The organism is Halomonas campaniensis, assembly GCF_014193375.1.
Lineage (GTDB): Bacteria > Pseudomonadota > Gammaproteobacteria > Pseudomonadales > Halomonadaceae > Halomonas > Halomonas campaniensis.
Map to the genome: position 1 here is coordinate 1 of NZ_JACHZF010000056.1, position 4226 is coordinate 4226.

The window sequence follows — 4226 nt, forward strand, 5'->3', positions numbered from 1 at the left end:
GCCGAGCGCCGAGCGCCGAGCGCCGAGCGCCGAGCGCCGAGCGCCGAGCGCCGAGCGCCGAGCGCCGAGCGCCGAGCGCCGAGCGCCGAGCGCCGAGCGCCGAGCGCCGAGCGCCGAGCGCCGAGCGCCGAGCGCCGAGCGCCGAGCGCCGAGCGCCGAGCGCCGAGCGCCGAGCGCCGAGCGCTCCAGGATGCTGCCTCCATCGCTACCGGCGTCAACGAAGAACCCCCGCCGAGATCGAGTCGACGGGGGTTCTCGTTTTCTACCTCAACACCTGCCGCCCGTTGCTGAGCGGCTGGAGGCTCGGCGCTTTCCGCTAGGCGCTATGGGTCACTCCCCCGGCTGCCACCCGTTGACGATGGGATAGCGGCGGTCGCGGCCGAACCCGCGGCGGGTGACCCGCACGCCCACCGGCGCCTGGCGGCGCTTGTACTCGCAGCGGTCCACCAGCCGGACCACCTTGTAGACGTCGTCGCGGTCGAAGCCTGCCTCGATGATCGCCTCGGCGCTCATGTCCCCCTCGATGTAGCGCACCAGGATGGCATCCAGGGTGTCGTAGTCGGGCAGCGAGTCGCTGTCCTGCTGGTCGGGCGCCAGCTCCGCCGAGGGGGGCCGCTTGATCACCCGCTCGGGGATCGCCGGCGACTGGGTATTGCGCCAGCGCGCCAGGCGGTAGACCCAGGTCTTGTAGACGTCCTTGATGGCATTGTAGCCGCCCACCATGTCGCCGTAGAGCGTGGCGTAGCCCACCGCCATCTCGCTCTTGTTGCCGGTGGTCAGCACCATCAGGCCCTTCTTGTTGGAGATGGCCATCAGCAGCACGCCGCGGCACCGCGACTGCAGGTTCTCCTCGGTAGTGTCACGCTCGGTGCCGGCAAAGCTCTCGGCCAGGGTGGCCATGAAGGCCTCGACCATCGGCTCGATGGGCATCACCTCGTAGGCGACCCCCAGCATCTCCGCCTGCTCGGCGGCATCCTGCCTCGAGATGTCCGCGGTGTAGTGGTAGGGCATCATTACCGCATGCACGCGCTGGGGGCCCAGGGCATCCACTGCGATGGCCAGCGAGAGCGCCGAATCGATGCCGCCGGAGAGGCCCAGCACCACGCCCTCGAAGCCGCTCTTGTTGACGTAGTCGCGCAGGCCGGTGACCAGCGCGCAGTAGAGGTTCTCCTCCGGCTCGACCTCGGGCTCGGTCTCGCCCGGACGTGGCACCCAGCGCCCCTTCTCGCGCACGAACTGCACCGGCATCAGGCCCACCGCCCAGTGGGGCGCCTGGACCATCAGCTCGCCCTGGGCATTCACGCAGGCCGATCCGCCGTCGAACACCAGCTCGTCCTGGCCGCCGATGGTGTTCACGTAGACCAGCGGCAGCCCCACCTCGGCGGCCCGCTCCTCGAGCAGACGCAGCCGCTCGGCGGGCTTGTCCTGGTGGAAGGGCGAGGCATTGAGGCTGACCAGGATCTCGGCGCCGGCGGCCTTGGCGGCGCGGGCCGGCTCGCCGTCCCACAGGTCCTCGCAGATCAGCAGGCCGAGCTTCGCCCCCTTGTGATCGATCACCAGCGGCTCGCGGCCGGCGGCGAAGTAGCGCTGCTCGTCGAACACCTGGTAGTTGGGCAGCGCCTGCTTGGCGTACTCGCCCAGCCACTCGCCGTTGTAGAGCACGCCGGCCAGGTTCCAGGTCTGCCCCTCGCGGCGACCGGGATAGCCGACGATCACCAGCACGTCGCGCACCACCTTCTCGGCCATGCGCGTGCGGGCGGCCCGCAGGCGGGACTCCATGGAGGGCCGCAGCAGCAGGTCTTCCGGCGGGTAGCCGGTCAGGAACAGCTCGGGCAGCACCACGATGTCGGCGCCATGCTCGATGCGCGCCTCGCGCACCGTCTCGATGGCACGATCGGTGTTGCCGGGAATGTCCCCGACCAGCGGGTCGAGCTGAGCCATCACCAGCGTCAGGTCTTGCATGGGCGTAGAAATCTCTCGAGAATCGAAGGATAGCCTCCATTGTCCCGCAAGGGCGGCCGACTGGCAAAGCCGACCACCCCCACCTGGGAGTCCCCACAGGAATGAACCTCTTGCTGATCCGCCTGATCATCTTCGCCGTGCTGTTCTTCGCTGGCCTCAAGCTCTATCGCATGTACCGGGAGTGGAAACTCGACCGCGAGGAACTGCTGGAGGGTGACGACCGCCAGGAGGGCGGACAGATGGTGCGCTGCACCTGGTGCCAGGTGCACGTGCCCGAGACCGACGCCCTGCGCGAACAGGGCGAGTGGTTCTGCTCGAGCGCCCACCGCGACCGCTACCTGGAAGAGAAGCGCACCGACGAGGAGTAGCGCCGTGCGCTACCCTTCCCTCCCCGGCCGATAGGGCGCCGGATCGACGATCGGCTCGCGCCCCAGCAGCTGGTCCACCAGCAGGCGCGTCGAGGCCGGCGCCAGCACCAGGCCGTTGCGGTAGTGGCCGGCATTGACATGCAGGTTGGCCACCCCCGGCACCGCGCCAATGAACGGCACCCCGTCCGGCGAGCCGGGCCTCAGCCCCGTCCAGTGGTGCTCCACCTCGCAGCCGGCCAGCGCCGGCGCGATGGCCACCGCACTCTCCCACAGCGACTCGCGCGCCGCGGCGTCGATCGTCTTGTCGAAGCCGGCCTCCTCGAGGGTGGAGCCCGCCAGCACCCGGCCGTCCGCCCGGGGAATCACGTAGCGCCCGTCCATCAGCACCACCCGGCGCACGAGCCCCGGCGGCGCCCGGAAGAGGATCATCTGCCCCTTCACCGGACGCACCGGCAGGCTCACGCCCAGCGGTGCCAGCAGCCCGGCGGCCCAGGCCCCGCCGCAGACGATCACCTGGCCGCCGCTCACCTCGCCATCCGCGGTCGCCACCGCCTCGACCCGCCCCGCCGCCATGCGGAAGCCGGTCACCTCGCACCCCTCGCGCAGCGTCACGCCCGGCATGGCGGCGAGCCGGGCATGGAGCGAGCGGACCAGCCGCGGATTGCGGATGCTGCCCAGGGTGGGCATCCACAGCGCCTCCTCGAGGCCGGGGACCACCGCCGGCTCCTTGGCATAGAGGAAGTCGGGGCCCACCCGCTCCAGCGGCTTGCCGACCTGCCGCGCCCAGGCCATGGCACGGGCCTCGTCGCTCACGCGCAGGTAGAGCAGCCCCCTCTGGCGGTACTCGGGGTCGATGCCCGTCTCCTCCAGCAGGCGCAGGGCCAGTTCGGGGTAGTAGCCCTCCGACCAGGTGGAGAGGCGCGAGATCGGCGCGCTGTAGCGCCAGGGGTAGAGCGGGGAGACGATGCCACCCCCGGCCCACGAGGCCTCGCGACCGCAGCGGCCGCGCTCGATCAGGGTCACCGAATGGCCGGCATCGGCCAGCTGCAGCGTCGTCATCATGCCGATGACGCCGCCACCCACGACAAGAAATTCACTCACAGGACGCGTCCGTTATCGCTGACAGGGGGCTGGCGGGGCTTGGCTAGGGTGAAGAGACCACCCGCCGGTCAAGGAGCCCACTCCGGGAGGGCATCATGCACCCCGCAACACCCTGCCGCTACCGCCACGCCAGCCGTTACCATACCGGTGCTCGCCGGGGGCTGGCAAAGCCCTGCCCGCCCCGGCATCAGCATGGGCTGACGCTGATCGAGCTGATCACGGCCATCGCCGCGCTGTCGATCCTGGTCACCTGGGCGATACCCGGCTTCCAGCAGTTCACGGCACGCAACGAGGTCGCGGCCGAGGTGATGCGCATCACCTCGGCGCTGGCGATGGCCAAGAGCACCGCGGTGACACGACGCCAGGTGATTGCCGTCTGCCCGGTCAATACCCCCGACGCGGACCAGTGCGAGAAGCACGACTGGAGCCTGCCCATCGCCATCCTGGATGGCCATGCCACCGCCGGCGACCTGTCGGGAGTGGAGATCCTCAAGGTCGTCGAGCCCAGCGGTGGCCCCGAGATCCGCTTCAACCGCGACTACCCGATTCGGTTCCAGTCGACGGGCTGGAGCCGGGGCCACAACGGCACCTTCACCATCTGCGGCAGGCATGGCAGGGCGGTGGAGGTCATCATCAGCAATATGGGACGCGTCAGGGTGCCCGAGGACCAGGCGACAGAGTGTTGAGGTGGCGAGACTAACCTGGATATTGCATCAGACATGAAAAAGGCGGCTGAAAATCGGTTATGATTCAAGGGCCTAATCCAGAATCAACCGCTACAGCCGCCATGACAAA

The 4226-nt window shown here is 69.6% G+C and carries 4 protein-coding genes; 2 read left to right on the forward strand and 2 right to left on the reverse strand.

Annotation, left to right across the window (positions count from 1 at the left end; all coding sequences use genetic code 11):
- Positions 1–330: 330 nt before the first annotated feature.
- Complete coding sequence (locus tag BDK63_RS18095) at positions 331–1962, reverse strand: NAD+ synthase (protein WP_183334518.1); 1632 nt, start codon at positions 1960–1962, stop codon at positions 331–333.
- 101 nt (positions 1963–2063) lie between these two features.
- Here BDK63_RS18095 and BDK63_RS18100 point away from each other — a divergent pair, with 101 nt between their 5' ends.
- Positions 2064–2330, forward strand: a complete 267-nt coding sequence (locus BDK63_RS18100) for a PP0621 family protein (RefSeq protein ID WP_183334520.1) — start codon at positions 2064–2066, stop codon at positions 2328–2330.
- Between the two features lie 9 nt (positions 2331–2339).
- Here the strand turns inward: BDK63_RS18100 and thiO are convergent, their stop codons facing one another.
- Positions 2340–3431: a glycine oxidase ThiO gene (thiO, locus tag BDK63_RS18105; RefSeq protein ID WP_183334522.1), complete on the reverse strand. Its 1092-nt coding sequence runs from the start codon at positions 3429–3431 to the stop codon at positions 2340–2342.
- 95 nt (positions 3432–3526) lie between these two features.
- Between thiO and BDK63_RS18110 the strand changes: the two genes are divergently transcribed.
- The gene (locus tag BDK63_RS18110; RefSeq protein ID WP_183334523.1) at positions 3527–4117 is read left to right on the forward strand and encodes a GspH/FimT family pseudopilin; all 591 of its coding nucleotides are present in this window, start codon (positions 3527–3529) and stop codon (positions 4115–4117) included.
- Positions 4118–4226: the final 109 nt, after the last annotated feature.